This window comes from Staphylococcus sp. GDH8C109P (genome assembly GCF_017893405.1).
Classification (GTDB): Bacteria; Bacillota; Bacilli; order Staphylococcales; family Staphylococcaceae; genus Staphylococcus; species Staphylococcus cohnii.
Window position 1 is genome coordinate 36,141 of the sequence record NZ_JAESMX010000001.1, and the last position, 24,499, is coordinate 60,639.

The 24,499-nt window shown below is 32.1% G+C and carries 23 protein-coding genes; 17 read left to right on the forward strand and 6 right to left on the reverse strand.

Translation table 11 applies throughout. From position 1 onward, the window contains the following. Positions 1 to 182: 182 nt before the first annotated feature. The 3 genes from mntC to KA867_RS00195 are packed head-to-tail and all read right to left on the reverse strand — an operon-like array spanning position 183 to position 2,701. Complete coding sequence (gene mntC, locus KA867_RS00185; protein WP_210136662.1) at positions 183 to 1,115, reverse strand: manganese ABC transporter substrate-binding lipoprotein MntC; 933 nt, start codon at positions 1,113 to 1,115, stop codon at positions 183 to 185. After that, complete coding sequence (locus KA867_RS00190; protein ID WP_019468404.1) at positions 1,115 to 1,945, reverse strand: metal ABC transporter permease; 831 nt, start codon at positions 1,943 to 1,945, stop codon at positions 1,115 to 1,117. Before KA867_RS00190 ends, mntC begins: the two co-directional genes overlap by 1 nt. A 21-nt stretch (positions 1,946 to 1,966) precedes the next feature. After that, on the reverse strand, positions 1,967 to 2,701 hold the full coding sequence (locus KA867_RS00195; RefSeq protein ID WP_210136663.1) for a metal ABC transporter ATP-binding protein: 735 nt from the start codon (positions 2,699 to 2,701) through the stop codon (positions 1,967 to 1,969). A 121-nt stretch (positions 2,702 to 2,822) separates the two neighbouring features. Here KA867_RS00195 and KA867_RS00200 point away from each other — a divergent pair, with 121 nt between their 5' ends. Continuing rightward, positions 2,823 to 3,467, forward strand: a complete 645-nt coding sequence (locus KA867_RS00200) for a metal-dependent transcriptional regulator (protein ID WP_210136664.1) — start codon at positions 2,823 to 2,825, stop codon at positions 3,465 to 3,467. 171 nt (positions 3,468 to 3,638) lie between these two features. Here KA867_RS00200 and KA867_RS00205 read toward each other — a convergent pair whose 3' ends face one another. Further along, on the reverse strand, positions 3,639 to 4,388 hold the full coding sequence (locus KA867_RS00205; RefSeq protein ID WP_210136665.1) for a M50 family metallopeptidase: 750 nt from the start codon (positions 4,386 to 4,388) through the stop codon (positions 3,639 to 3,641). Between the two features lie 254 nt (positions 4,389 to 4,642). Between KA867_RS00205 and tarA the strand changes: the two genes are divergently transcribed. Next, positions 4,643 to 5,389, forward strand: a complete 747-nt coding sequence (gene tarA / locus KA867_RS00210; protein ID WP_210136666.1) for an N-acetylglucosaminyldiphosphoundecaprenol N-acetyl-beta-D-mannosaminyltransferase TarA — start codon at positions 4,643 to 4,645, stop codon at positions 5,387 to 5,389. A 158-nt stretch (positions 5,390 to 5,547) separates the two neighbouring features. Here tarA and tagH read toward each other — a convergent pair whose 3' ends face one another. Next, the gene (gene tagH, locus KA867_RS00215; RefSeq protein ID WP_210136667.1) at positions 5,548 to 6,342 is read right to left on the reverse strand and encodes a teichoic acids export ABC transporter ATP-binding subunit TagH; all 795 of its coding nucleotides are present in this window, start codon (positions 6,340 to 6,342) and stop codon (positions 5,548 to 5,550) included. A 366-nt stretch (positions 6,343 to 6,708) separates the two neighbouring features. Here tagH and KA867_RS00220 point away from each other — a divergent pair, with 366 nt between their 5' ends. From KA867_RS00220 to tagD, 4 genes are all read left to right on the forward strand, one after another. Further along, on the forward strand, positions 6,709 to 7,509 hold the full coding sequence (locus KA867_RS00220) for an ABC transporter permease (protein WP_019468398.1): 801 nt from the start codon (positions 6,709 to 6,711) through the stop codon (positions 7,507 to 7,509). A gap of 129 nt (positions 7,510 to 7,638) precedes the next feature. Beyond that, positions 7,639 to 8,730, forward strand: coding sequence for a teichoic acid glycerol-phosphate primase TarB (gene tarB / locus KA867_RS00225; protein WP_210136668.1), 1,092 nt, complete (start codon positions 7,639 to 7,641; stop codon positions 8,728 to 8,730). After that, positions 8,727 to 9,785: a glycosyltransferase family 2 protein gene (locus tag KA867_RS00230; RefSeq protein WP_210136669.1), complete on the forward strand. Its 1,059-nt coding sequence runs from the start codon at positions 8,727 to 8,729 to the stop codon at positions 9,783 to 9,785. The genes tarB and KA867_RS00230 overlap by 4 nt, the downstream gene beginning before the upstream one ends. A 91-nt stretch (positions 9,786 to 9,876) precedes the next feature. Continuing rightward, positions 9,877 to 10,275 carry a glycerol-3-phosphate cytidylyltransferase gene (tagD, locus tag KA867_RS00235; RefSeq protein ID WP_019468395.1) on the forward strand — a complete coding sequence of 133 codons (399 nt, stop codon included), beginning with the start codon at positions 9,877 to 9,879 and terminating at the stop codon, positions 10,273 to 10,275. A 202-nt stretch (positions 10,276 to 10,477) separates the two neighbouring features. Here tagD and pbp4 read toward each other — a convergent pair whose 3' ends face one another. Beyond that, positions 10,478 to 11,770, reverse strand: coding sequence for a penicillin-binding protein PBP4 (gene pbp4 / locus KA867_RS00240; protein WP_210136670.1), 1,293 nt, complete (start codon positions 11,768 to 11,770; stop codon positions 10,478 to 10,480). 242 nt (positions 11,771 to 12,012) lie between these two features. On the opposite strand from pbp4, the gene KA867_RS00245 reads away from it, so the two are divergent. The 11 genes from KA867_RS00245 (at position 12,013) to KA867_RS00295 (ending at position 24,394) form a co-directional block, all read left to right on the forward strand. Then, positions 12,013 to 13,731 (forward strand): ABC transporter ATP-binding protein, encoded by a 1,719-nt coding sequence (locus tag KA867_RS00245; RefSeq protein ID WP_210136671.1) that lies wholly within the window; start codon positions 12,013 to 12,015, stop codon positions 13,729 to 13,731. 338 nt (positions 13,732 to 14,069) lie between these two features. Beyond that, positions 14,070 to 15,299, forward strand: coding sequence for a NupC/NupG family nucleoside CNT transporter (locus KA867_RS00250; protein WP_019468392.1), 1,230 nt, complete (start codon positions 14,070 to 14,072; stop codon positions 15,297 to 15,299). A gap of 599 nt (positions 15,300 to 15,898) precedes the next feature. Further along, positions 15,899 to 16,735, forward strand: coding sequence for a YitT family protein (locus tag KA867_RS00255; RefSeq protein ID WP_019468391.1), 837 nt, complete (start codon positions 15,899 to 15,901; stop codon positions 16,733 to 16,735). A 297-nt stretch (positions 16,736 to 17,032) separates the two neighbouring features. After that, entirely contained in the window at positions 17,033 to 17,836 is an 804-nt protein-coding gene (locus tag KA867_RS00260; protein WP_019468157.1) for an ABC transporter ATP-binding protein, read from the forward strand. Between the two features lie 8 nt (positions 17,837 to 17,844). Then, entirely contained in the window at positions 17,845 to 18,846 is a 1,002-nt protein-coding gene (locus KA867_RS00265; RefSeq protein ID WP_210136672.1) for a FecCD family ABC transporter permease, read from the forward strand. Beyond that, a complete protein-coding gene (locus KA867_RS00270) occupies positions 18,843 to 19,859 on the forward strand; it encodes a FecCD family ABC transporter permease (protein ID WP_210136673.1) in 1,017 nt (338 codons plus the stop codon). Before KA867_RS00265 ends, KA867_RS00270 begins: the two co-directional genes overlap by 4 nt. A gap of 246 nt (positions 19,860 to 20,105) precedes the next feature. Beyond that, positions 20,106 to 21,074 (forward strand): dihydroxyacetone kinase subunit DhaK, encoded by a 969-nt coding sequence (dhaK, locus tag KA867_RS00275; RefSeq protein ID WP_210136674.1) that lies wholly within the window; start codon positions 20,106 to 20,108, stop codon positions 21,072 to 21,074. A 33-nt stretch (positions 21,075 to 21,107) separates the two neighbouring features. Then, positions 21,108 to 21,683, forward strand: coding sequence for a dihydroxyacetone kinase subunit DhaL (gene dhaL / locus KA867_RS00280; RefSeq protein ID WP_210136675.1), 576 nt, complete (start codon positions 21,108 to 21,110; stop codon positions 21,681 to 21,683). 1 nt (position 21,684) lies between these two features. Beyond that, the gene (gene dhaM, locus KA867_RS00285; protein WP_210136676.1) at positions 21,685 to 22,050 is read left to right on the forward strand and encodes a dihydroxyacetone kinase phosphoryl donor subunit DhaM; all 366 of its coding nucleotides are present in this window, start codon (positions 21,685 to 21,687) and stop codon (positions 22,048 to 22,050) included. Positions 22,051 to 22,235: 185 nt separating this feature from the next. After that, entirely contained in the window at positions 22,236 to 22,736 is a 501-nt protein-coding gene (locus KA867_RS00290; protein ID WP_019468163.1) for a hypothetical protein, read from the forward strand. A gap of 590 nt (positions 22,737 to 23,326) precedes the next feature. Continuing rightward, positions 23,327 to 24,394: a YkvI family membrane protein gene (locus KA867_RS00295; protein ID WP_107384955.1), complete on the forward strand. Its 1,068-nt coding sequence runs from the start codon at positions 23,327 to 23,329 to the stop codon at positions 24,392 to 24,394. The last annotated feature ends 105 nt before the right edge of the window (positions 24,395 to 24,499 follow it).

Genomic DNA, 24,499 nt, shown 5'->3' on the forward strand with positions numbered 1-24,499 from the left:
ATTCAGCAAAGCTGAAAAGTAAGACTAAAAAAAATCTCCATCAATGGGGGGAGGAGCCAACCATTGATGGAGTTAAGGGAGATAGATGATTTAAGGCTTGAATACCACCATACCGTACGTCATTAGGAGGGAAACGTACGGTATGGGGCTACTCACCTACAATGTAGGTTAATAGCCTTATTTTATTCCATACTTCCGTGAACAGTATTGATATTTTCTTGCATCATATTAAAATATGAATCACCTTTAGTACCTTTCTTACCTATAGAATCGGTATAAACCTCTCCATAAATATCTAAGTTTGTTTCTTCACTTAGACTTTGCATACTTTTCTTATCTACACTCGTTTCTACAAGTAAATGTTTAAGGTTATTGTCTTGCACAAATTTTACAGCTTGTTTCATTTGTTCAGGTGTACCTTGTTTTTCGGTATTGATTTCCCAAATGTAACCAGGTTTAATATCAAACTGTTTTGAGAAATATTTAAAAGCACCTTCACTTGTTATCATCGCACGTTGTTCTTTCGGTATATCATTGAATTTATCATGACTTTCTTTTTTCAAATCTTCTAATTTAGCTATGTAATCTTTGGTATTGCTTTGGATATCATCCTTATAGTTGTCATTCTTCTTAATCAAGGCTTTGCTTATTTCTTCTACATACTTAATACCATTATCTAAACTTAACCAAGCATGTGGATCTTGTTTTGATTCATCGCCTTCTTTAGCCCCGTTTAAGTATAAAGGTTTAACATTTTTTGAAACTTTAACAACAGAGCCATCTTCATATGACTTATTAGCTTGTGATAATGCGTTTTTAAACCAACCGTTACCTGTTTCTAAGTTTAGTCCGTTATAGAATACAACGTCAGCATCAGTTAATGCTTTAATATCTTTTGGTTTTACTTCATATTCATGTGGATCTTGACCGATTGGTACGATACTATGAATTTCTACGTTATCGCCACCAACGTTTTTGACCATGTCATAAAGAATTGAGTTTGTTGTTACCACCTTTATTTTTTCATGGGATTGCGATGTAGAATCGTTGTTTCCTTTGCCACATGCACTTAAAAATAATATAAGAATCATTGTAATTGTTAATAATTTTTTCATTAAATTGCTCCTTTTTTTGCGAAAAATTGCATTTTATTACAAGTGAAAATAATGATATAAATGATAAACGCACATAAGACGATAGTTGCACCACTTGGAATATTATAAATGTAACTAAAATACATACCGACGATTGAACTTATAACACTAATAAGACTGGAAATGATCATCATCGTATGTAGTTTTTTAGCGATTAAAAATGCAGCTGAAGCAGGTGTAATCAATAATGCGACAACTAATATAATACCTACTGTTTGTATGCTTGCTACTGTAACGAGTGAGAGCAATAACATTACAAAATAGTGTAAGAATGTAGTGTTTAAACCACTCATTCTACTGAAAATTGGGTCGAATGTAGAAATCATTAGTGGTCTATAGAAAGTTACGATTAAAACCATAACAATCAAACCAACTACGACAGTGGACCAAAAAGTAGCGTGTGTAACTGCTAATAGATTTCCAAAAAGAATATGATATAAGTCGGTGGTACTATTAATTAAACTAATTAAAATGACCCCAGTTGCTAAAAATGCTGTAAAACTAATACCTATAGCCGCATCAGGCTTGGTTTTACTACTTTTGGTAATGAATCCGATAAAGATACTAGCAATCATACCTGTCACTAACGCTCCAACAAACATAGGAACGCCGAATAAAAATGATAATGCAACACCAGGTAAAACTGCATGACTCATTGCATCTCCCATAAGGGAAAGACCTCTTAGTACAATGAGGCAACCTACTGTACCACAAACGATTCCTACAACAATTGAAATAATCAATGCATTGCTTAAAAATTTGTATTCAAATAGGTGTTGAAAAAATTCCATATCGTGTTACTTCCTTTCTATTTATGCCGATTCTGACTTTTCTTGATCTTCTTGTGTGGGGTTTAAGAAAGTTTCATTTAAATGATCTGGTTGCATGGCAACATGACTTTCTCCAAAGAAGCGAATTGTTTTGTTTAAAAGAATAACACGATTAAAATACTTTTCTGCTTTAGATAAATCATGATGAACAATTAAAAGTAATTTTCCGGCTTTCTTAAGCTCGTTTAATTGAGACATTATGATTTGTTCACTGTGGAAATCGATACCTACAAATGGTTCGTCTAAAAGATAGAGTGTACTTTCTGTCATGAGTGCTCTCGCAACTAAAACCCTTTGTAATTGACCGCCACTGAGTGCAGAAATTTGTCGATTTCTTAAATCTTGTAATTCTAATGTTGTTAGCAGCTGATTAAGTCTAGCTCGCGTTTTAGGGGTAACAAACCTAAACCAGCCAATATCTTTGTAAGCACCTGAAAGTACAACATCTTCTACCTTAATTGGGAAGTCTAAGTCAATATGCGCTTTTTGTGGGATGTATGTAACATTTTTAAGTGTTTGTTGTATAGCAATGTTATGTAAATTAGCAATGCCTGTTGACTTGAATTCACCAATAATTGATTTGAGTAAAGAAGATTTACCAGCTCCATTGGGTCCCATAATACCTATAATTTCACCTTTTATGGGAATTTCTAAATTGATATTATCTAAGATATGTTTATTCCCTAAAGTGAGATTTAAGTTATTAATTTCTAACATTTTTCTACCTCCTTAAATTAAATTTTAGGCTAACCTAATTTAATTTATAATATAACATTAACTTTTAGCGTGTCAAGTAGATTCGTGATACAATAAAGTGAATGACTTGAGAGGTGAAACCATGATAACTGAAGAAAAAGAAGATTATTTAAAGGCAATTTTAACCCATAATGGCGATCATTCTTTCGTTTCAAACAAGACATTATCCCAGTATTTAAATATCAAACCACCATCTGTAAGTGAAATGGTGAATCGTTTAGAAAAATCAGGATTTGTAGAAACGAAGCCATACAAAGGTGTGCAGTTGTCCGAAGAAGGATTGACATATACCTTAGATATCATAAAAAGACATCGATTATTAGAGTTATTTTTAATTAAGATATTAGAATATAATTGGGAAGAGGTACATCAGGAAGCTGAGGTACTAGAACATAAAGTTTCACACTTATTTGTTGAACGGTTAGATAAATTATTAGATTATCCAATCACTTGTCCACACGGTGGTGTTATTCCTAGAGACAATAAATACAAAGAGATTTATACTACAGATTTATTGTCGTTTGAAGCGGGTGATTTAGTGACGATAAAACGTGTCCGTGATAGAACAGAATTATTAGTTTATTTATCGAGTAAATCCATATTGATTGGTGAACAAATAAAAATATTAGATAAAGATGATACGAATAAAGTGATGATGGTGCAGAAAGAAGAAAAAGTGACTGTATTGAGTTATGATAATGCTAAACATATTTATGCGGAAAAATAGTAAATTGAATACTGGCATTTCTAAGTTGTTATTTACATTGATTTAGTAAAATTATTTGTCTAAAGTATAGAAAAAAGCGTGACATTGTAATCATATTTAAAAATTAACAGTTTAGTTGAAATGAAAAAGCGAAATCTAAATAAAAATTAGATTTCGCTTTTTTGAAGAGGTCTAAGGAATAAAATACACTCGGAATAATTGATAAATCGTAAATAAATTGATGGCTATCCAAATAAAGCTAAAGATAAAAGTTGGAATATGAGTCAATGTTTTTAAAGTACTACCATCCCAAGTGATATCATCTGTCGAGATCGTTAATTTGAATATTGTCCAAGAAGATTGAAGTACTTCTCCTAGTAAAACACCTAATATAAAATGTTGTGTGATGGTTACAACATAAAGTATCGCCAATTGGTTTTCACTTTTAAATAAACAGTATAGTAAAAAAACTAAAAGTATTACGATGAACATTGGTAACAACTTTCTAGATGTTAAGCATACAAAATATATAAATATTAATAGGTAGGCAGTGATAAATAAACTTGGATATTGATATTGCGTTGATAGAAAACCTATATATAACATAAGTGGGGGCATAATGTAGCCACCAAATGTGGTGATGGACTGCCCGATGCTATTTTTTGATTGTGTTATAGCGAAGCCTTGTTGAGATGTTGCTAGACGTTCTGATGGTCTTGCAACAATCACTAAGTCTCTAGCTTTGCCTCCGCTTAATTTATTAAATAATATATGGCCGAATTCATGTGTTAATACAGGAATATAATTAAAATAGATATCTAAAAGTTGGTTTATGGATTTATTCCGATAAGTATGTATAATGATATAGATTATGGCAACCAAAATAATCCAATAAAGATGTAATTGAATAGATGAACTGAAAAACGCATGTAGCTTAGACATGAAATACCTCATTTGTATAATACGATTATTTGATATTTTACGAGATACAGTATTGGTAAAACAGTATCTCACATATAATAGTATAAAGTAAGAATACCCATAAAGCATTTGGACTTTTGTCGTATATTATCGCTTAACACTGTTTGACCTAGGTTTTATGGATATTGTAATATATGCGAGAGTGACTGTATTCATATTACAAGAAAAATATTATAGCGTATCGAAAAAAGAGTTGAGTTAGGAGATAACCAATCATGACAAGAGCTAATAAATTAGAAAAGGTAAACGTATTATCTGTTTTATTTGATAATGTAACACTGACAGAAATGCGTGACCGCATAAAACTTTTTTTTGAATCAGAAACTGACAAAAATTTATTTATTGTAACTGCTAATCCTGAAATTGTTGATTTTGCTACCGAAAATGCAGAGTATCTTAAGTTAATCAACAGCGCAAACTATGTAATTCCAGATGGCACTGGTGTAGTTATGGCTTCAAGATTACTTAAAAAACCATTGCAAGAGCGTGTACCAGGTATAGAATTAATGGAAGCGTGTTTAAAGATTGCTAATGCGAATTATCAAAAAGTTTTTTTATTAGGTGCAAAAGACGAGGTTGTAGTGAAAGCTGTAAAGCAATTAAGTGAAAAATACCCCAATATTAATTTTGATTATCATCATGGCTATTTTAACTTAGAAGATGAAACGGTATTGAAACACGTTAGTTCATTTAATCCAGATTATGTTTTCGTTGGAATGGGTTATCCAAAGCAAGAACAATGGATTGAACGTCATGATAATCATTTTAAACAGACGTTGCTAATGGGTGTCGGCGGATCTATTGAAGTTTTTAGTGGAACGAAAAAAAGGGCACCAAAAATATTTCGCAAATTAAATATAGAATGGGTTTATCGTTTTATCATTGATTGGAAGCGGTTTGGCAGAATGAAAGCAATACCGAAATTTGTATTTAAAGTGATTAAGCAAAAAACCAAGCAATAATAAAAACCGGTTATAGCATCGTTTGCGCTATAGCCGGTTTTTACTAAAATGAGATTGATACGTTTTACAATTACTAATTTAACGAGATGATTATCAGTCCATTAAAATTGCTATGTAATTAGACAGTCGTTATCTATTACATTTAATATGCAATAATATTATTTAACTTCAAATCTTGAATTATCTAATTTACTTCTAAATGCTTTTTGTTCCTCTTTGGAATATTTTTTAAAACCATTCAGGAATTTTTCATATTCAGGTAGGACTTCGTCTATTTCTCCAAATTTCTTTAATTTCCCAGCTTCTATCCATGCGATTTTAGTGCAAAATTCACGCACTTGTTTCATATTATGACTAACAAAGAAGATGGTTTTACCTTGCTTTTTATACTCGTAAATTTTATCCAAACATTTTTGAGCAAAAGTTTGGTCTCCAACAGATAATGCTTCATCAATAACAAGAATGTCTGGATTTGTCGTGATATTAATTGAGAAACCTAACTTGGCACGCATACCACTGGAATATTTTTTAACAGGTTGATAAATGAATTCTCCTAATTCACTAAATTCAATTATATCAGGTGTTAATTCTTTAATCTGTTTTCTTGTGAATCCCATGCATAGCATTTTGAATTCTATGTTTTCAATACCTGTTAACTGTCCATTTAAACCAGCATTAATTGCAATTACGCTAACTTCACCGTGACGATCAACATCTCCAGCAGTAGGAGATAGGGAGCCACCAATAATATTACTAAGCGTAGATTTGCCTGACCCATTGATGCCTACGAGACCTATAACATCACCTTCGTATGCAGTTAGTGACAAATCGTTCAGCGCATAAAAGGTTTTATTTTTATTAAAAGGGACTAAAGCATCCTTTAAACGCTCTTTATTATTGCGATAGATACGGTATTCTTTAGTTACATGTTCAATGTTAACCGATACATTCATAATTTTACCTTCCTTATTTGCAGATAGTATATAGTATATTATATTATATATTAGTTGTTAAATTTATTAACCTATTGTAAAGTAAGTGAGTACAAATTTTAAGATAACGTTCTTATACAATTGTTAAAGTTTACTGAATTTAAGTTATAAAATCAACTAAAATGAAGTCATTTTAGCATCATTGTTTTTCTATTATACAACAATCATATGTGTAAGCACATCCGCTTTTAGCACATAAAATATTTAATTTCCTTAATTAAATATAGGTTGTTAAGATTAAAAACAAAGCGTATATTAGATTTGAATGTAGTCTTTTTTATAGCATAATTATGATTAGCAAATTGATTGAAAGTGTGGTTTATTTAAATGAGTGCAGTGTGGGTAGTCTTAAAAGAGCATTTTAAAAATTTCTATCTAATTCAAAGGTTAGCACAGTTCCAAGTTAAAATTACTAACACCAATAATTACCTTGGTATGGCTTGGGAATTAATTAACCCAGCAATGCAAATTATGGTTTATTGGTTTGTATTCGGTCTTGGAATTAGAACTAATAATCCAATCGAAGGCGTGCCATTTATTTATTGGTTACTCGTTGGTATTAGTATGTGGTTCTTTGTTAACCAAGGTATTTTAGAAGGTACGAAATCCATCGCAAGTAAATATAATCATGTCGCTAAGATGAATTTCCCGTTATCAATCATACCATCATATATAGTGATGAGTAGGTTCTATGGGCATATCGCACTATTAGTTGCTGTTATTTTATTATGTATGCTAGGCGGATATTATCCATCAATCTATACATTACAATTATTTTTATATGTGCCGTTTGCACTAATTTTTACTACAACAGTAGCACTGTTTACTTCTACGTTAGGTGTGCTAGTAAAAGATACACAACCAGCAATACAAGCATTAATGAGAATGGTATTCTTTGCTTCATCTATTTTAATTGTACCGCCAGAAGGTATCGTTAAAGATGTTATGCAATTAAATCCAATATATTATCTTGCTGAGGCGTATCGTGCATCTGTTCTATACAATGAATGGTATTTTGTTACACATTGGGAATTAACATTCTATAACTTCTTTATTATCGTATTTTTATTTGTTATAGGATCAATTTTGCATATGCGTTATAGAGATCATTTTGCAGACTTTATGTAATGGAATTTAGACAAAAACGTGTTATATTAAATCCTTTGATGGCTTAAATGTCATTAAAGGATTTTTCTATAATTTTAAATATAAAATAGCTATAATAAAAGAGAATAAATAATAACCGGCGGTGGAAATTTGAGACAGTTAATAAAAAAGCTTTATATGACAATCATTAGCTTTTTAAATTTGATTTATATAAAGAAAAAAATAGATTCACAACATATTGTGGTCATGATGACATTTGTTGAAGATGTACTTCCAATTATTGAAGCATTAAATAGAAAATCTTATAAAGTGACAGTGATTGCCAAGGAAATAAATAGAAAACATGTTGAACGATTAGACAATGTGTCATTTATACCTGCAGGCAATAAACAAGTCTTCAAACATATAAAGGCGATGAGTACGGCAAAAATCATAGTGATAGATACATATTATTTATTGTTTGGTGGTTTCAAAAAGAAATCACAACAGACAATGATTCAAACCTGGCACGCTGTTGGCGCTTTGAAAAATTTTGGACTTACTGACCACCAAGTAGATTTAAACAATAAAAAAATGGTGAAGCAATATAAAAAAGTTTATCAGGCTACTGATAAATATTTAGTGGGGGGCGAGCCAATGGTGGATTGCTTTAAAGCCTCATTTGGTGCACGAGATGATCAGTTTTTAAGAACTGGATTGCCACGTCTTGTTCCATATGTGAACTTAGACATTAAACAAAAGCAACATGCATTAAAATTACAATATGGTATCAAGGATAAATTAGCACTTTATGTACCTACGTACCGCGAGCATCATCAAGCCAATCACGTTATTGATAAAGCACGTTTTGAAACAGCGTTGCCTTCATATACATTGATTAGTAAATTACATCCATCTCTACCTCAAGATAAGCAATATCATATAAATCTACAATCATTGATGATTATGGCGGACGTTATCATTACAGATTACAGTTCATTAGCAATTGAGGCAAGTTTATTAAATAAGCCAACGCTATTTTATGTCTACGATGAAGCAAATTATGAACGAGTACGGGGACTAAATTCATATTATTATGAAATTCCAGAACTTTACAAAGCATATAGTGAAGAGGACATCGTTCATATACTTCAAGCACATGCAAGTGAATTAAAACCGCTATTTAAAAATTGGCATGATTATAATGATCAAAATAGTTTAAATCAGGTTATAAATCATATAGAGAAAATGGTGAAAACATGAAAATATCAGTTATCATACCCGTCTATAATGCGGCAAATACTATTCAAAGAGCAATAAGTTCTGTAGATACAAAGCAAGATTATGAAATTATTTGTGTCAATGATGGTTCAACAGATGAGAGTAAACAAGTTTTAGAAAGATTACAAAAAGCATACAAAAACATTCGGATTATTAATCAGGAAAATCAAGGTGCAGCGATGAGTAGAAATAATGCATTGGCCTACGTCACAGGTGATGCTTTTATGTTTTTAGATGCAGACGATGTGTTTTTGCCTAATAGTATAGATGCTATGGCCGATTACTTTCAACAGGATGAACATGTAGATATTGTATTAGGACAAATCGGTAGATTAAATAATGGCACGTGGCAAAGTTTTTATACGCATCAGCCAATACAAAAATTTGATAAAGTGAATTTAGCGCAATGTCCTGAAATGATGCAGTCTATCGGACCTGGAGGTAAGTTATTCAGTGCGACTTTCAAAGATTTGCGTTTTGATGAAGATGTAGTGTTTTGCGAAGAACATACATTTATGATAAAAGCGTATAAGAAAGCACGAGATGTGCAGTTATTGCCATTCATTGTGTATGGTTATCATGAAGAAAAAGGGTCGATCACAGCTCAAAGAGCAGATCGATTTGTAAATTATATGAGTGATGCGATTAAAGTAAGACATAGAGTGATGGATACATTATTGTTAAGGGAAGCAAGGATTTATTACAGTTATCGTATGGATGAGCTCATTGTCAGTTATTTGCTGCAAGCATATCTCACAAATAATAAAAAACTAACAGACCCATTTTTAGATGTTGTAACATCTTATATGTATAATATGCAGGAATCAGATTATTCAGGAGAGGCAATGTTTAGAATAATTAAAGTTGTTGAACGATGTGGTAAGAACTGGAATAAATCATTATATAAAAAATGGCAAGAAGCATTACTTAATGTTGGCATTGGTCGACCGAATTATTACCGCTTTCAAATTGAAGTATTACCGAAACGTGTAAAATTCAGAGGTAAATTGAAATTAAAACAATTACTAAAAAAATGAATTTTGGGTATAGTTCGTAAACTTCAAATCAGTGTGCTATACTTTTAAAAAATGTAAATTTTAATTAAATTTTGTTAAGGAGTATGAGCGTATGAAACGTGTTATTACTTATGGAACGTATGATTTATTACATTATGGTCACATTGAATTATTAAGAAGAGCTAGAGAAATGGGCGATTATTTAGTGGTTGCATTATCTACAGATGAGTTTAATCGCATTAAAAATAAAAAGTCTTATTACAATTATGAACAACGAAAAATGATGTTAGAGTCTATTCGTTATGTTGATCTTGTAATCCCTGAAAGTGGATGGGGACAAAAAGAAATCGACGTTGATCGTTATGAAATCGATACTTTTGTAATGGGGCATGACTGGGAAGGTGAATTTGACTTCTTGAAAGATAAATGTGAAGTGATTTACCTTAACCGTACAGAAGGCATTTCTACTACTAAAATCAAAAAAGAACTTTATGGCGATGCCGAAAAATAAATTGACAATAATTTGTCGATCATGAATTGTAATTTTAATAAATCATATGTTTAGTAAATATATTAAGCGAGGCTGGGACTTCTTAGTGTCCCAGCCTCAATTTGTTTAGTCCTCGAACTAACAATAGTGTAAAAGCCCCGAAAAGATTGCTATATTAAAGCATCTTTTCGGGGCTGAATTTTGGTACTGATATTCAGGTACTTTATTTATGATTTTTTCTGTTTTTGAAAGTTTCGATAAAAAGATAAATAATAATTGCCATTGCAGCTATGATTAAAATAGTACCTAATAAAGTGAGAATTGGATGTTCATCCCACGTTGTTTTCACAACTGTAGTAGTTTGATGTAGGATTGGTTTACTTACATTGACTGTTGGTGGACCGTATTTTTCAGAAATGAATTTACGGTCATACTCAATATGCAATTTACCATCCTCGATTACATATTTATAATCATTTTTATCAAAATCATTTGGAAGCACATCGTATAAATCTTTTTCTACATAATATGTTTTACCATTAATTTTGTGATTGCCTTTAGAAATAATTTTTTTGTATTTATATTGATCAAAAGACATGTTCATTAAGGCATTTCCCATCATATTACGTTGTTTTTCGCCGCCTAAGTTGTCATAGTTACCGGCACCCATAATTGTCTGATTAATTCTAAAATTACCTCTTTTTGTAGTGATCGTATGATTGTAATCTGCAATATCACTAGAACCAGTTTTTAAACCATCAGTACCTTCTAAGCTCATATCCGCACCTTCTAAAGAATGATTGAATGTGTAATATGTAACGCCGTGTTGGGTTGGAGCTAATTGTTTAGTGAAATAAATAATTTTCGGTGTATCTTGAATGGTACGCTGAGCTAAAATTGTAAAATCTTTGGCTGTTGATGTATTATTTTCTTCATTTTTATATTTTTCAGGTGCGAAATCTTTTAATTGTTTGTTTTCCGCGCCTGTTGGATTAACAAAATGTGTATTTTTCATACCTATTGATTTCGCTTTTTTGTTCATTGCATCTGTAAAATCTGACAGGTTTCCGGATACTTCTTGTCCGAGTATAAGTGCTGCGGCATTGCTTGAATTTGAAACAGTGATTTGGAGTAACTCTTTAATCGTGTATGTTTCCCCAGGATAAAGCTTGGTATTACTTAATTCAGGTAAAGTAGACATTCTGTAATGTTTGTCTGTGATTTTAACTTTATCATCTAATGATAAATCCCCGTTATTAACTGCTTCGAGTGTTAAATACATGGTCATTAATTTACTCATCGAAGCAGGATACCACTCTTTATCAGCATTATATTGATAAAGAATTTGACCAGTTTGGGCGATATTCACTGCACCTTCAGGTTGATAATTATCAGTAACATTATAACCATATTGATTTGCCACCTGTGTAGGTGTTACTGTTTCAGCTTTGGCAAAAGGTGTTATAATTGAACCGACGAAGAGTACAGTTACAATTGCCAGAATTAACTTTCTCATAATTACATTCCCTCTTAACATGTTCTGTTTTATTGCAATAGAAGTATTTTAGCATATTGTATGTAGTTTATAAAATATTACACAGAAGAATATTTTTAATAACTAATTAATTGAAAATTATTGTGTAAAACATGATAAAATAAGTTGAAATTAATTTAACTTATTACATCGAAATTCATCTGCTCATAAATTTATATAAGTAAGAGGTAATTTAAAATATTTTTAGAAGAGGTAAATTAGACATGAATCAAGAGAATCCATTATTCTACTTATTTAAAAAATTATCATGGCCTGTTGGTCTGATTATCATAGCTGTTTTAATTTCTTCATTAGGTAGTATTACAGGGCTAGTAGTTCCTTTTTTTACAGGTAAACTTGTAGATAAATTTTCTTTTGAAAATATTAATTGGATGTTTATCACTGCATTTATTTCTATATTTATTATCAATGCTTTACTTAGTGGTATAGGACTGTATTTATTGAGTAAAATTGGTGAGAAAATCATATACGCGATTCGATCTGTTTTATGGAAACACATCATTCACTTAAAAATGCCTTTTTTTGATAAAAATGAAAGTGGACAATTAATGAGTCGTTTAACAGACGATACAAAAGTAATCAATGAATTTATTTCACAAAAATTGCCAAACTTATTACCTTCTGTGTTGACTATTATTGGTTCATTAATAATGCTATTTGTGATGGATTGGCAAATGACCTTGCTAACTTTTATCACGATACCTATATTTGTATTAATTATGATTCCATTAGGTAAAATTATGCAAAATATTTCTAAAAAAACACAGACCGAGATTGCGAATTTCAGTGGTTTACTAGGCCGTGTATTAACAGAAATGCGACTAGTAAAAGTTTCACGTACAGAAAAAACAGAGTTAAACAATGCGCATAAAAATTTACAAGAAATATATTTTTTAGGACTAAAGCAAGCTAAGATTACAGCTATCATACAACCTATATCAGGTGTGATTATGTTATTAACAATTGCAGTTATCTTAGGATTTGGTGCAATTCGAATTTCTACTGGAGCAATTACAGCTGGAACATTAATTGCAATGATTTTTTATGTTATACAACTCACACAACCTATCATCAATTTATCTACTTTGGTTACAGATTATAAAAAGGCTGTCGGGGCAAGTAGTCGTATCTATGAAATAATGGAAGAACCTACTGAAGTTTTTGAATTAGAGCAAGCGAAACCAATCATCGAGGGTAACTTATCATTTGAAAATGTACATTTTAAATACGGTAATAAACCAATTCTTACAAATGTGAATTTTGATATACCTTCTGGTAGCATTACTGCTTTTGTGGGGCCTTCAGGTTCAGGTAAGAGTACAATTTTTAATATTATAGAGCGAATGTATGACATAGAACAAGGTGATATCACTTATGGTAGCCAATCGATTTATGATATAAATCTAGGTGATTGGCGTGAAAAAATTGGTTATGTTATGCAATCTAATTCAATGATGAATGGCACAATCAGAGATAACATTTTATATGGAATTAATCGTGAAGTTTCAAATGAAGCATTAATTTACTATGCAAAATTAGCAAATTGTCATGAATTTATCATTGCGTTTGAAGATGGTTATGACACAATCGTTGGCGAGAGAGGCTTAAAATTGTCAGGGGGCCAACGTCAACGTATAGATATTGCAAGAAGTTTTGTTAAAAATCCAGATATCTTATTATTGGATGAGGCAACTGCTAACTTAGATAGCGAAAGTGAGCGAAAGATTCAAGATGCTTTAGAAGAATTGATGGAAAACAGAACCACTATCGTGATTGCCCATAGACTATCTACCATTAAAAAAGCAGAACAAATTATTTTTATTGATAACGGTAGTGTTACAGGTGTAGGTAATCATCAGGAGTTGATTGCCAGTCATGAAAAATATCAACAATTTGTTCATACACAAAATTTAACAAAGTAATATTAAAAACACGTATAATTTGATATTGTATAAATATATTTTTTGACTATAAACGAACCATAAAATTTTTATTTTATATAATGTACATACATGGTATAATTATTGTGAATTCATAAGTAACAATCATTTGGGGAATGATAGATTTTTATCAAGAATGAAATTAAATAAATGGGTAACAAAATTTAAGATGAGTATATTTGCCGCTATGTAATTAATCTTTACAACTTATTTAATGAGCGAGAGAAAATGTACTCATCTTAATAATTCTTATACATAATCGAGTGTTGCTTTTAAATATTCAATTAATTATTTATTTAATAGGAAATGGTGGGTGTATGATGTTTTTACTAATTAATATTATTGGGTTAATTGTGTTTTTAGGTATTGCTGTTCTTTTTTCTAGAAAGAAATCAGATATTCAGTGGAAATCAATTGGTATTTTAGTCGTGATTAACTTGTTCTTAGCGTGGTTCTTTATGTATTTCCCTTGGGGGAAAGCAGGCGTTCAATTATTAGCGAATGGTATTTCATGGGTCATTGATTCAGCCCATGTAGGTACAGGGTTTGCATTTGCCAGTTGGACAAATACTGAAATGATGGATATGGCTGTGAGTGCACTATTTCCAATACTATTAGTAGTGCCACTGTTTGATATTTTGATGTATTTTAATGTATTACCCAAAGTTATAGGTGGTATTGGTTGGGTTTTAGCTAAAATTACACGTCAGCCAAAATTCGAGTCTTTCTTTGGTATTGAAATGATGTTTTTAGGAAATACAGAAGCATTAGCAGTTTCAAATGAACAATTGAAACGCATGAAAGAGACACGTGTGTTAACGGTAGCGATGATGTCGATGAGTTCGATTTCTGGTGCGATTGTTGGCGCATATGTATCAATGATACCTGGTGATTTAGTGTTAACAGCTATTCCATTAAATATCATTAATGCGATTATTGTTTCTTCTATTTTAAACCCTGTTTCTGTCGAAGAAAAAGAAGATATTATTTACAGTATTCGCAATGAAGAAATTGATAAACAACCATTTTTCTCATTTTTAGGTGATTCAGTATTAAATGCGGGTAAATTGATTTTAATCATCATTGCTTTTGTAATCAGTTTTGTTGCACTTTCTGATTTAATTGATCGTTTTATTAATTTAATCACAGGTATTGTTGGCAGTTGGGCTGGTATTAAAGGAAGCTTTGGTCTAGATCAAATACTTGGTACATTTATGTATCCATTTGCTTTATTGCTAGGATTACCGTTTGACGAGGCGTGGATAGTTGCACAACAAATGGCTAAGAAAATTGTAACGAATGAATTTGTGGTAATGGGCCAAATTAAAGATGTTATTGATTCATACTCACCACACAGACGTGCCGTTATTGCGACATTTTTAGTATCATTTGCTAACTTCTCAACAATAGGAATGATTATTGGAACATTAAAAGGAATTGTAGATAAGAAAACATCTGACTTTGTTTCACAATATGTGCCAATGATGTTACTAGCGGGTATTTTAGTATCACTAATGACTGCTGGATTTGTTGGTTTGTTTGCTTGGTAAAGCATTCTCAATGAGTGATTCATTATAAAATGATAGATGCTGAAACAACCGTCAGGGTATGTCAATCGAGTGAAACGTTGTAATAAGGTATTCATTCATATGAATTAACTATGTAAAGGAGCGTGTGAGATCAATTAATTATTGATATCAATAGCGCTCCTTTTTTGCACTAGTAGTTGTGAGTTAGGTATCATGGCGTTTTGAAAATAAAAATAAAGCCAAGTAATTGAAGTGAGGAGACACATTCAATATTACTTGGCTTTTACGGGAAATGAATTAATTGTATATTAATAGTAAGGACTAGGTACTAAAAATATACTCGAGCAAAAATTGTTTTGTATGTTACTATAAACAACACAAAGGAGATGGCTTCTTATTGGCAATCAATAAGAAGATAGATTTTATTATAGCAAAGGAAAGTGTATAAGTAAACCGAAAATTCAGAATTTTTGAACTTTTAAAATAATATTAAAAGCAAACCTTATAAAATCAAGCTTTTGCAAGTATGTGGTTCAGAATTTTTTTCGAATGATGTTGTGGTAAGTTCTATAGTTTGCTACTATTCAATTGATTGAAGTTAATTTGAGGGGGTCATGTGGGTGAATAAAACAGTACGAGATTTGTTATTCGTTGTAATTGGGTCATTTATATTTTCAGCAGGCGTTAATACTTTTATCATATCTGCTGATTTAGGCGAAGGAGGCGTGACCGGTATAGCTATCGTACTCTATTATGCCTTTCACATTTCTCCTGGTGTAACAAACTTTGTATTCAATGCAGTACTTATTGCTATAGGTTACAAGTTTTTAAGTAAAAGAAGTATGTATTTAACGATAGTGGCGACAGTATTGATCTCACTATTTTTGGAATTAACAGTGAGTTGGAAAATTGAGACAGGTAACATATTAGTTAATGCAGTTTTTGGTGGTATGTCTGTAGGTCTAGGTATCGGTGTTATCGTTCTTGCAGGAGGGACAACTGCTGGAACAACGATATTGGCTAGAATAGCTAATAAATATTTAGATGTTAGTACACCATATGCACTGTTGTTCTTTGATTTAATTGTTGTTGCAATATCATTAACAGTAATTCCTGTTCCAAGTGCATTAGTCACAGTGATTTCACTTTATATCGGTACAAAAGTAATGGATTATGTTATAGAAGGTTTAAATACGAAAAAAGCAATGACGATTATTTCTAGTAAACCAGATGAAATAGCGAAAGTGATTGATGAACAAGTTGGACGTGGTTTAACTATACTAAATGGTAGAGGTTATTTCTCTAAACAAGAAAAAGACATATTGTATGTTGTTATTACTAAAACACAAGTTAGTAAGGCGAAACGTTTAATCAAACGCATCGATAATGAGGCATTTTTAGTAATACATGATGTTCGTGATGTTTATGGTAATGGTTTCTTAATTGATGAACATTAATAATGAAAAAATCAAATTAAAACCTTGATATATCAAGGTTTTAATTTAGGTATAGCTACAATAATTCGACAAACAAGAAATTAATCATGAGGCTTAAAATACAATATGGCAAACCTAAACATATTTATAGACTATACATATTGCATATTATCATAGAACATTTATTAGTCATCATATCTAAAAAATGATATAATATCATCTGTGATAATGATTATCATTTAAATAACGGATTAGATTAAAGTGGTATAGATATAGATTGCTTTTTTGGTACATTTTGTATTAGGAAGAAGGGAAATTATGACTCGATTAGAAGGAGAACAAGTTACGATAGGTTATGGGGATAATGTTATCGTCGATAATTTGGATGTTCATATTCCAACCGGTAAAATTACATCCATTATAGGACCAAATGGTTGTGGAAAGTCTACATTACTAAAAGCATTGTCACGTCTTTTACCAATTAAAGATGGTGAAATTAAATTAGATGGTGAAAACCTGCATACACAATCAACAAAAGAAGTCGCAAAAAAAATTGCTATTTTACCACAATCTCCAGAGGTCGCTGATGGACTTACGGTTGGAGAGCTTGTTTCTTATGGTCGCTTTCCACATCAAAAAGGGTTTGGAAGACTTTCTGCTGAAGATAAAAAAGAAATTGACTGGGCAATGAATGTAACAGGAACTTATGAATTCCGACTACGTTCTATCAATGATTTAAGTGGTGGTCAACGTCAAAGAGTGTGGATTGCCATGGCATTAGCACAGCGAACAGATATTATTTTCTTAGACGAACCTACAACATATTTAGATATTTCACATCAATTAGAAATCTTAGAATTAATTACTCAATTAAACCAGGAACAAGGCTGCACTATTATTATGGTGTTACATGATATTAATCAAGCAGTTCGTTTCTCAGATCATCTAATTACGATGAAACATGGAGACATTGTCGCTGCTGGAGATACGGAAGATGTTTTAACTAAAGAAAACTTAGAAAAAGTATTCAATATAGATGTAGAAATTAGTACAGACCCTAGAACAGGGAAACCAATGCTAGTTACCTATGATTTATGTAGAAAAAGCTATTCAGAAATTTAGGTGTAAACATGGCTACGCAAAAAAAAGGGAAATTAAGCTTCACAACAACTTTTATAATCAGTTTGATTCTGTTAGTCATTGCTTTGACGGTATCAATATTGATTGGAGATGCAAAAATTCATATTTCAACAATATTTGATGCTATATTCAATTATGATAATAAGAATCAGCAACATAATATCATTAGCGAAATACGTATTCCAAGAGATATAGGTGCAATGCTCGTAGGTGTAGCGTTGGCGACTTCAGGTGCAGTCATTCAGGGCGTTACTAAAAATGGTTTAGCAGACCCGAGTTTAATTGGATTAAATTCAGGTGCTTCATTTATGTTAGCGCTAACTTTTGCATTTTATCCGACAGCACCATTTATAGTGCTGATGATTGCAGGATTTGTCGGTGCTATCATGGGTGGCTTTATTGTACTGATGATTGGCAGGTCAAGAAGTGATGGTTTTAATCCAATGAGGATTATATTGGCTGGGGCTGCCGTAAGTGCTTTGCTAACAGCTTTAAGTCAAGGTGTAGCGTTATTGTTTAGATTAAATCAAAGTTTAACGTTTTGGAGCGCTGGCGGTGTTTCTGGTACGACTTGGGGACAGCTCGTTTGGGCAGCGCCATTTATCATTATTGCGCTGGTTATCATCATCGCGATGAGTAAACATTTAACAATTTTAAATTTAGGTGAAACTTTAGCGATTGGATTGGGACAAAATGTTGCATTAACACGAGCGATTGCATTAATTATATCCATGGTTATGGCAGGTATTGCTGTAGCGATGGTTGGTCAAATAGCATTTGTAGGACTAATGGTCCCGCATATTGTACGTTATTTAGTAGGTACAGACTATGCTCGTGTTCTGCCATTAACTGCTGTTGTTGGTGGCTTATTGCTACTCGTTGCAGATACGTTAGCACGCATGTTAGGTGAAGCTCCAGTAGGTGCAATTATTTCATTTATTGGCGTACCTTACTTCTTGTATTTGGTTAAACGAGGGGGACGCTTTTCATGATAGACCCAAAATTAAGATATAAACAGTTCATTACCGTGATTATTCTTATAATATTGATAATATTCGCATGTGCTTGGAGCATGACTTCAGGTGAATATAAGATGTCGGTAGGTACTTTTTTTAAAACACTCATAGGTCAAGGGGAATATACTGATACTCTGATACTTATGGAATTTCGATTTCCAAGGATGGTTATAACTATTTTAGCCGGAGCTGCATTAGCGATGAGTGGGGCTATTATACAAAGTGTGTCTAAAAACCCATTAGCTGAACCTGGTATTTTAGGTATAAATGCGGGAAGTGGGTTTGCCATTGCATTATTTATAGTAGTCGGTCAAGTTAATGTGGATAATTTTGTGTATGTATTACCATTTATAAGTATGATTGGTGGTATACTAACTGCGCTAATTATTTTTTCGTTTAGTTATAATAAAGGTGAAGGTATTACTCCAGCAAGTATGGTGTTAGTAGGTGTAGGTATGGCTACAGCTTTAAGTGGTGGTTCGCTGACACTAATGTCAACATTTGATGAAGATCAATCAGAGTTTATTGCTTCATGGCTTGCGGGTAACATTTGGGGTGATGAATGGGCGTTTGTAATTGCCTTTTTACCTTGGGTCATTGTACTTATACCATTTTTATTGTTAAAAGCGAATGTATTAAATTTATTAAATACACATCAACATATTGCTCAAGGTGTTGGGGTGAAAATTGGTAGAGAACGCATTGTATTATTATTAATAGCAGTAATTCTGTCTTCAGCTGCGGTATCTGTTGCGGGAGCTATTGGATTTATAGGTTTGCTAGGTCCACATATTGCTAAATCAATTGTTGGTCCGAGACATCAACTATTTCTACCAATTTCCATATTAATAGGTGCATTTTTACTTGTATTAGCAGACACGGTCGGACAAGTGATATTACAACCTTCTGGCATACCAGCTGGAATTGTTGTATCTATTATTGGCGCGCCTTACTTCTTATATTTAATGTATAAAACAAAATCAGTTTAAGTACATGAATAAAAGTTATCAAGTTTTAGTACGTGTTAAATAAGTATGAAAAGAGATGTGCATACCGTTAGAGATAATCGCAAGTAAAGCATAAACTTTATATATGAGCGGGTTTTAGGATCAATTTTGAAAATGGTTGGTTGTAGACCCGCTTTTTTTATAAAGAAAAAACCTTCGAGTTGTTAGCGTTTACATTTATGTGTAGGGTATACTATTAGTGAATAGTGAAAATAGGAGGTCCTCATTATGAAAAAGCTCATTAAAGATAAAACACAATTTTTACCAGATATGTTAGATGGTCTTTCGATTTCAAATAAAAATGTCGAAGTAATTGCTGACACAGTAGTAGTGCGTAAACAGAAAAAAGAAAAAGGCGTAGCAATTGTTTCTGGTGGTGGGAGTGGTCATGAACCTGCACATGCAGGGTATGTAGCACAAGGCATGCTAGATGCTGCAGTATGCGGTGAGGTATTTACATCTCCAACACCTGATAAAATTTTAAGTGCAATTAAAGCTGTGGATAACGGAGAAGGCGTACTGCTTGTTGTAAAAAACTATGCAGGTGATGTTATGAATTTCGAAATGGCACAAGAAATGGCGGAAATGGAAGATATTCAAGTAGAGACAGTAGTGGTCAAGGATGATGTCGCTGTTAGTGATACAGCACAACGTAGAGGTGTTGCTGGAACAGTGTTTGTGCATAAAATAGCTGGATATTTAGCTGAAAAGGGAACATCGTTGTCACTAATTAAAGAAAAATTAGATGAATTATTACCAACTATCAAATCAATAGGTATGGCTTTAACGCCGCCGTTAGTTCCGACGACAGGGCAATATGGTTTCGATATAGATGATGAATCAATGGAAATCGGTATTGGTATACATGGCGAAAAGGGTCTAGCACGTGAAAAAGTTGAAAGCGTTGATATAGTTGTAGAACGATTGATCTCCGAATTATTGAAAGAGGTAGAAGATGAACAACTTATCGTGATGATAAACGGTATGGGAGCTACACCTTTATCTGAACTAAATATTGCAACGAAATACGTGGCACAACAATTAAAAGATAAACAAAAAGATGTGAAATTATGGTTTGTTGGAGACTATATGACTTCATTAGATATGGAAGGATTATCAATAACCTTTTTACCATATACAGAAACAGTTTATGAGGCATTGACTGCACCGACAAATAGTCCATATTTTAATGCGTAAATAACGAATATATAAGACAGGAAGTGAAGAAGTATGAATGTATCAGAGTTAAAAGAAAAATTGCTTAATTTAGTTGATGTCTTTGAAGAAAAAGAGGCATTATTAACAGAATTAGATAGAGCAATTGGTGACGGCGATCATGGCGTGAATATGTTAAGAGGATTTAAAGCGTTACCCGAAAAGCTAGATGATAGTTCTATGTCTGCATTATTAAAATCTACTGGTATGACATTAATGTCTAATATTGGAGGTGCTTCTGGTCCACTTTATGGATTTAGTTTTGTGAAAATGTCTCAAGTTGTAGATGATGAAATTGATAAAGAAAATTTAAAAGCAATGCTTAATACATTTTCAGAGGCAGTTGCACAACGTGGTAAAGTTGAACTGAATGAAAAAACAATGTATGACGTTATTGAACGTACCAATGAAGCAGTTAATAACGGAGAAACTTTATCTTTTGAAGATTTACAATCTTTTGCAGAATCCACTAAGGATATAGTAGCTACTAAAGGTAGAGCTGCCTATTTTAAAGAAGCATCAAAAGGACATGTTGATCCGGGAGCACAGAGTAGTGTATATATTTTAAACGCATTGATAGGAGCTGATTAATATGACGCAAATTATCATTGTAAGCCATAGTAAGGAGATCGCTGACGGTACTAAAGCACTGATAAGTCAAATGGTAGGAGAGGATATCACGATCACGGCACAAGGTGGTGTGAACGGTAAAATCGGTACATCATATGACGATATTCAAGAAATAGTGAATCAAATAGATGATGACACATTATGTTTTTATGACATTGGTTCTGCTGAAATGAATTTAGATTTAGCGATTGAGATGTATGATGGCAAGTATCGTGTAGAAAAAATAGATGCACCGATTGTTGAAGGTACTTTTACTGCAGCTGTAAATATTTCTGTAGGAAATACCGTGGACGAAGTGATAAATGAACTAAATACGAAATTTGGCTAAATGAAAAAATATGGAGTAATGACGCCATTCAAGAAGTTATAATTACATATATGAGTAGCGTATGTAATTATAACTTTTTCAATTAACTTGACAAAAATATTCTTTTTTATATGAATATATAATTAAGATATGGTAAAATGAGACTTAACTATTAAAGAAATCTGGATATCTAGGAGGACATTGCAATGAAAGAATTGATACAAAAGCATGTCTTAAACGGCGAATTTGAATCAGTATACCGTCTTATGTCCCAGACAGATTTTATGGAATTTGAAGAAGCTTATATCTCAAGCGCTCATGAAGTGGAAAGTATCATGTTTTATACATGTATTTTAGATATGATGAAAACTGAAGAAACTGCAGAAATGCATGACTTAGCTTTTCTACTACTCGTTTATCCATTAAGTGAACTACAAGGTGCTTTAGATTCTGCGTATTATCATGCAGATTCATCCATAAAACTTACTGACGGCAAAGAAGTAAAAAGCTTATTACAGATGTTGTTATTACATGCAGTTCCCGAACCGGTCATTTCTGATAAAAAAGCATTAGAGATTTCTCGCCAAATACTTAAACTAGATCCAACGAATAGCGTTGCGCGTAATGTACTTAAAGAAACAGCGAAACGTTTAGATAATGTTGTCGTTGATTTCAATGAACTAAATCGTTTTAAAAATGCACATTAACTTGAGTGATAATTAAATTTTAGTATAGTGTTTAATTCTGATGTAAAAACAAATGTATATGAAAATGACTTTTGAGGCTGAGACAAATGGATTGTCTCAGCCTTTTATGTTTGGGCAGAAGATCAGGTGAAACTAAGCATTATTTTCTTGAAATATTGGGATAGCTCGTTAGGGTGGGTACCATGAAAGCATTTTAAATCAATGAGATTTCTATTCCGCTCATTTTTTTGTTATTATCATATGAGTGAAAATAACACTGTAATTTACTTTTTATATTTAATAATTACTGTGAGAGATGAAGAAATGAAAATTTTTTCAAAAAAATTTTCATTTTATTTTTAGAATTATTATGAAATTAGAAAATGTATAAAGTTGCAAAATCTTAATGTGAATTGTTCATTTTTATAGTGTATCTAGGAGTATATGATTTATTTTTAAAAGATAAAATGAATGATTAAAAAGAAATATATTGTTTGACTATTATGTTTAATTTTAATGAATTGTGCAAATCTTAATTTTCTCATGTTGCAAATTACAGTCAGTACGTTATAATTACAAAATGTGTTAACTATGAGGAGGTTATTTATCACATGGGGTTGAATAAAGAAGCTATAAAAATTGGTTTCGCTTATGTCGGTATCGTCGTAGGTGCTGGCTTTTCAACAGGACAGGAAGTTATGCAATTCTTCTCACCATATGGCTTATGGTCATATATTGGTGTTTTACTTTCTGGGCTAATTTTAGGATTTATTGGTAGACAAGTTGCAAAAATTGGGACTGCGTTTGACGCACAAAACCATGAATCAACTTTAGACTATTTATTTGGAAATGCATTCAGTAAAATTGTAGACTACTTACTTATCTTTTTCCTATTTGGTATTTCAGTTACTATGATTGCTGGAGCAGGATCAACATTTCAAGAAAGCTTCGGTGTACCAACGTGGTTAGGTGCATTGATAATGGTAATCGCAATATATATCACACTATTGATGGACTTTAATAAAATTGTACGAGCTTTAGGTATTGTTACGCCATTCTTAATTATATTAGTAGTTATTATTGCTGCGTACTATCTTTTCAATGGTAGTATTTCATTTGGAAAAGTTAACGAAACTGTACCACATGACAGCTTATGGTTAGGAATACTTAAAGGTATTAACTACGGTGGTCTTGCATTTGCTGTAGGATTCAGTACTATTGTCGCTATAGGTGGCGATGCTTCAAGACGTCGCGTTTCAGGCGCTGGTGCGCTATTTGGAGGTATTATTTATACCATATTATTAGCGTTAATCAACTTTGCATTACAGTCTGAATTCCCAAAAATCAAGGATGCAGATATTCCGATGTTAACGTTAGCAAATGCAATTAATCCTTGGATAGCACTTGTGCTATCGGTAATTATGTTAGCAGTAATGTATAATACAATCTTAGGTTTAATGTATTCATTTGCAGCGAGATTTACTGAACCATACAGTAAAAAGTATCATATCTTTATCATAGTTATGGTAATTGTGGCTTATGGTTTAAGCTTTGTAGGTTTCGCAGGATTAATTAACTACTTATATCCAATAATGGGATATGTTGGTTTAATTGTTGTTATTGGAGTACTTATTAAGTATTACAGTAGAAAACGACAAAACAAGAAATTTATTGCTTAATCTTTAAAAGTGAAAACATAATTTATATATGATATAGCTCAGCTTGCCAACTAATGCAAGCTGAGTTTTCTACTTCATTATCCTTGTAATACTATTGTGAACTTA